Annotated in this window: 7 protein-coding genes; 2 read left to right on the top strand and 5 right to left on the bottom strand. The window is 68.4% G+C overall.

The annotated features are described in order from the left end of the window. Positions 1 to 136 precede the first annotated feature (136 nt). The 3 genes from CSR00_RS28815 to sodN form a co-directional block, all read right to left on the bottom strand. Complete coding sequence (locus tag CSR00_RS28815; RefSeq protein ID WP_099025784.1) at positions 137 to 856, bottom strand: TMEM165/GDT1 family protein; 720 nt, start codon at positions 854 to 856, stop codon at positions 137 to 139. A gap of 251 nt (positions 857 to 1,107) precedes the next feature. After that, positions 1,108 to 1,641 carry a peptidase gene (locus CSR00_RS28810; RefSeq protein WP_099025783.1) on the bottom strand — a complete coding sequence of 178 codons (534 nt, stop codon included), beginning with the start codon at positions 1,639 to 1,641 and terminating at the stop codon, positions 1,108 to 1,110. Positions 1,642 to 1,823: 182 nt separating this feature from the next. Further along, positions 1,824 to 2,246: a superoxide dismutase, Ni gene (gene sodN, locus CSR00_RS28805; RefSeq protein WP_099025782.1), complete on the bottom strand. Its 423-nt coding sequence runs from the start codon at positions 2,244 to 2,246 to the stop codon at positions 1,824 to 1,826. Between sodN and CSR00_RS28800 the strand changes: the two genes are divergently transcribed. Next, positions 2,245 to 2,607, top strand: a complete 363-nt coding sequence (locus CSR00_RS28800) for a S26 family signal peptidase (protein WP_281259770.1) — start codon at positions 2,245 to 2,247, stop codon at positions 2,605 to 2,607. The two genes, sodN and CSR00_RS28800, sit on opposite strands and share 2 nt — an antisense overlap. 92 nt (positions 2,608 to 2,699) lie before the next feature. Here CSR00_RS28800 and CSR00_RS30950 read toward each other — a convergent pair whose 3' ends face one another. Next, positions 2,700 to 2,876, bottom strand: coding sequence for a hypothetical protein (locus CSR00_RS30950; protein WP_176562321.1), 177 nt, complete (start codon positions 2,874 to 2,876; stop codon positions 2,700 to 2,702). 508 nt (positions 2,877 to 3,384) lie between these two features. On the opposite strand from CSR00_RS30950, the gene CSR00_RS28795 reads away from it, so the two are divergent. Further along, positions 3,385 to 3,726, top strand: a complete 342-nt coding sequence (locus CSR00_RS28795) for a rhodanese-like domain-containing protein (protein WP_099025781.1) — start codon at positions 3,385 to 3,387, stop codon at positions 3,724 to 3,726. 30 nt (positions 3,727 to 3,756) lie between these two features. Here CSR00_RS28795 and CSR00_RS31080 read toward each other — a convergent pair. After that, on the bottom strand, positions 3,757 to 4,021 hold a 265-nt coding region (locus CSR00_RS31080; protein WP_218014559.1), incomplete at its 5' end, for a hypothetical protein.

The following is a 4,021-nucleotide window of genomic DNA, read 5'->3' as shown; positions in this document are numbered from 1 at the left end:
ATGAGGTAGGTGGCGGATGAGGGATTGTGGTTGTTTCTTTCAGGCAGAAGGCTGCCTACGAAGTCAGCCTCGGTCTCGTGGGCTCGGAGATGTGTATGCGAGACAGCGGGATACCAGCGGGGCGCCAGGCCCGTGGTCAGTGCCCCGACTGCAGGTCGGGGGCTTCGACCGGGTCGGCTTCCCGGGCTCGATCGGCGGCCGGGCCACGGTGCCGCAGCCAGGCGACGATGCCGACGGCGGCCGCCGTGAGGGCCACCGAGGCGGTCACCGCGATCGCGGTCGTGGGCAGGCCCAGGGCACTGTTGAACAGGATCCACACCCCGAACAACAGGAACAGCACGCTGGCCAGAACGTGCAGGAACCGTTCGGGCAGGCGGCGGTGCAGCACCCGGCCGACGGCGATGGCCACGCCGTCGGCGAGCACCATGCCCACGGTCGCCCCGATCCACACTCCGGCCCAGTCGTTGTCGCTGGCCAACGCGACGGTAGCCAGCATGGTCTTGTCTCCCAGCTCGGCGAGCACGAACGACGAGATGACGGCGAACAGGACGAATCGAGGCTCGGCCACGGTCCGGATCTCGTCCTGGCCGCCGCTGCCCTCGCGCCAGGTCCAGATGGCGAACGCGAAGAAGGCCAGGGCCGCGGCGAAAGCGATCGGGCGCGCGGGCAGTGTCATGCCGAGGAAATGCCCGATGGTCACCGAGATGCCGTGCACCAGAAAGGCGGCGATAGCCACCCCGGTCAGCACCACCCACCAGCGGTGGCGCAGCGCATAGGTCATGGTGATCAGCTGGGACTTGTCACCCAGCTCGGCAAGGAAGACGACCCCGAAGCTCAGGAGAATTGCAGACCACACGGCGCACGACCTTTCGACGCGTCGCCGACGACGCAGCAAGCGCCGTCGGGCAATCGGTCGAAGGTCTCACCCACCGAGTCGAAGAGACTCGGTTCGCCGGCCGGGCTCTCGCCAGTATGTCGACGCGACGATTGGGGGCTACTCCCCTTCGTTGTACAACCACCACCGTAGACGGCCGGCGCCGAGTCGGCCACTCGGGGTGCTGATTTCGGGCAGCCGCATTCTCGATTTCGAGAATGCGTCAGCTTCGATCAGGCGGCCAGCAGCATCGCCAGGATCGCGGTGTCCGGGTGGCTGATCGGGTCGACGCCCACCCGGCTGACCATCGAGGTCACGGTGCCGTCCGACTCCGCCTCCACCCATGCGGCGCGGTGCTCCAGGCCCAGATGGGGTAGCCCGGGCAGCAATACGCAGCCCGAGGCGGCGCCCGAGCATTCCGGCAGCGAGTGAGTGGTTTCCGACGGGGGATGCAGCATCAGCAGTGCCGGTGGCTGCCGCTCCGCGAAATATCCTGGGCCGACCGCGGATTCCCCTACGACCGTGCCCTCGGCGAGGACCAGCCCCACCGTGTCCGGCTCCGGGGAGTCCGGCAGCTCCTCCCGTACGCCGAAGATCGTTGTGGTGGAAAGTAAGCCGGGAATCGACGCCACGCGGACCGCGGCCCTCAGCAGCTGCGCCCACTCCTTGGTGGTGTCCGGCCAGCGGCCCGACACCACGAAGCCCTTGAGCGCACCACGAGAATGAAAGGGGGCGAGGCCGATTGCCCGCCCGGACCCTGTCTCCATCTAGCCTCCGCAACAGCTCGAACCATGGCGTGCGACACGACTATGGGCCGGTTCGGAACAGAATGCGGTACAACATGCCTGGCAGACAAGAGGAGTCGAGTGCTAAACGGGAACGAGGCGGGGCGCCGTGCCACGCACGGTGCCCCGCCTCGTCTAGAAGTGTCCCGAGGTCCCCGAGGATCTCAGGCGGGCGGGTAGACGCCCATCCCCTTGGCCTTCTCGGTCTGCCAGAAGATGTCGGCGATCTCGTCGATCGTCTTGAGCAGCTTCTCGGCGACGGCGACGTCCAGCGACTTCTTGACGTCGCCGGCGCCGTGCACGCCGTCCCAGAACAGCTGGTGCAGGTTCGGGAACTGCTCGAAGTGATCCTTGGTGAAGAAGTCGGCCCACAACACCATCAGGTGATGCTTGACCTCTTCGGCGCGCTGCTCCTTGATGATGATGGCGCGCGTCTTGAAGTGGTCGTCATCGGAGTCGTGGTACTTCTGGAGTGTCTTCAGGCACGAGAGAGCCTCGATTTTGGCCTGCGCGGGGTCATAGACACCGCAGTAGAGGTCGCAGTGGGCGTGGGCGGGCGTGGCGTTGGTGAAAAGTCGATGCAGCATGGTCCTAACTTACCCTTCGACTGTGTCGCGAAACCATGGGCTCTGGCGTCGGCCGGTACGCCGGTTCGCCGTCGTCGAGGATTCGATGCGGCCCACGCTGTGCCCGGGTGACGGCCTGCTGGCGGTGCGCGGCGGACGGCCGCGGCGGGGTCAGCTGAGGGTGTTCCCGGACCCGACGCTGCCCACGCGGTTCCTGATCAAGCGGGTGGGCGCCGTGCGCGGCAGGGGACGCGATGCGGCCTTCGAGGCGCTGTCGGACAACCCGCGGGCGCCCGGGGTGGTGGACTCCCGCCGGTTCGGGTGGGTATCGGCGGCCGGTTCCTATCGCGTGGTGTGGACGGTCCGCGGCCCGCGGCGGTGACGCCGGTCTGATGGTGCCGGTCTGGTTGGTGCCGGTCTGATGGTGCCGGTCTGGTTGGGCGCAGTGGAGTCGGTCGCGTCGCGCTGGACGGGTCAGGTCAGGACGACCAGGACCAGGACGCCGAGCAGGACGAGGGCGATGATGCCGGCCCGCAGGGCGGCGATCAGGTAGGACCGGTTGCACGTCGGAGAGGCGACGTAGAGCTGGGGCGAGGACTGCATCGCGGAGTGGCCGAAGGGATGCACCGGATGCACGGGATGCGTTGCCATCAGATGGTCCAGACCTGCACGATCAAACGTCCTCCCCGCGTGAGATGTGTCACAAGCCAGAAGCTGTGACGGCGATCATAGCGCTAGTTGTGCCACGGGGGAAATCGGATCGATATACGCCCGTACGCGCGGGGTGCCGGAATGGACGCGGGCGCCGGCGGGTGCGCACGGCGAGGTGTGGCCGGCCGGCGGTGTGATCGGTCGCCGTGGCGTCCGGCCGCTGTGGGGGCCGTCGCGGCCATTGCGCCCCGATCGGCGTGTCGCGTGCCGCGGACTTTGCCCGGGCACCCCCGGGAGTGTTGATCGTTTTGTGACCGTCGGTGTCAGTTATCCACAAACACCCGGGTGGGATTCCGGGATTACGCCGTTAACTGCGGGGGAGCCGGCGCCTGGGCCTGTGAATAAAGCTGTGGAAACTGTGGATAGCTTCCGGGTAGCTGCCGGCCTGGCCCCCGCCCGGGCGCGCCGGACCTCGCCTCGGCGCGTCCGCGCATGACAGGATCACGGGATGGACGGCGAGGAAGTTTCCCGGATCACGGTGTCGGCTCTGCCCGCGGACTGGGGGACCTCGGAGGTGCTGCTCGACGTCCGCGAGCACGATGAGTGGCAACGCGGCCATGCCGCCGGCGCCCAGCACATCCCGATGGGTGAGATTCCGGCCCGCATGGACGAGATCGACCTCGACAAGCCGCTGTATGTCATCTGCCGCTCCGGCGCACGCTCGATGCGGGTGGCGCAGTATCTGCAGCGCAACGGCTACGAGCCCGCCAACGTCGACGGCGGGATGCTGGCGTGGGCGGCGGCCGGGCGCCCGGTGATCACCGAGGACGGCGCACCCGGAACGGTCTGAGACGCCGCGCTGGGCTGTGACGCCGGATCGCTAGGCTGGACCGGTGATCCAGGTGTGTTCGGCGTGCGCCACGCGGTGGAACGTGCGCGACAAACAGCGCACGTGGTGCCCCCGCTGCAACGGCACGCTGCTGCCGCCGTCGGCCTCGCCCCCACCGGCCACCCCCACGTGGAGCCGCCCTGCCGGTTCGGCGGCCGGCGCCGCCGAACCGGCAGGGCGGCTCCACGTGGGGGTGGCCGGTGGGGGGCCGTCCCTTATACACATCTCCGAGCCCCAGAGACCGGGGCCGACCCCC

The sequence above is a fragment of the Mycolicibacterium palauense genome (assembly GCF_002592005.1).
Lineage (GTDB): Bacteria > Actinomycetota > Actinomycetes > Mycobacteriales > Mycobacteriaceae > Mycobacterium > Mycobacterium palauense.
The sequence above is the reverse complement of the archived record's forward strand: the minus strand, read 5'-3'. Positions and strand labels throughout refer to the sequence as shown.

What these genes read in the sequence shown, in the direction of transcription:
- CSR00_RS28800 (WP_281259770.1), top strand. Translation starts at nt 2,245, where the DNA reads ATGGTCCTAACTTACCCTTCGACTGTGTCGCGAAACCATGGGCTCTGG.
- CSR00_RS28795 (WP_099025781.1), top strand. Translation starts at nt 3,385, where the DNA reads ATGGACGGCGAGGAAGTTTCCCGGATCACGGTGTCGGCTCTGCCCGCG.
- CSR00_RS28810 (WP_099025783.1), bottom strand. Translation starts at nt 1,641, where the DNA reads ATGGAGACAGGGTCCGGGCGGGCAATCGGCCTCGCCCCCTTTCATTCT.
- sodN (WP_099025782.1), bottom strand. Translation starts at nt 2,246, where the DNA reads ATGCTGCATCGACTTTTCACCAACGCCACGCCCGCCCACGCCCACTGC.
- CSR00_RS30950 (WP_176562321.1), bottom strand. Translation starts at nt 2,876, where the DNA reads ATGGCAACGCATCCCGTGCATCCGGTGCATCCCTTCGGCCACTCCGCG.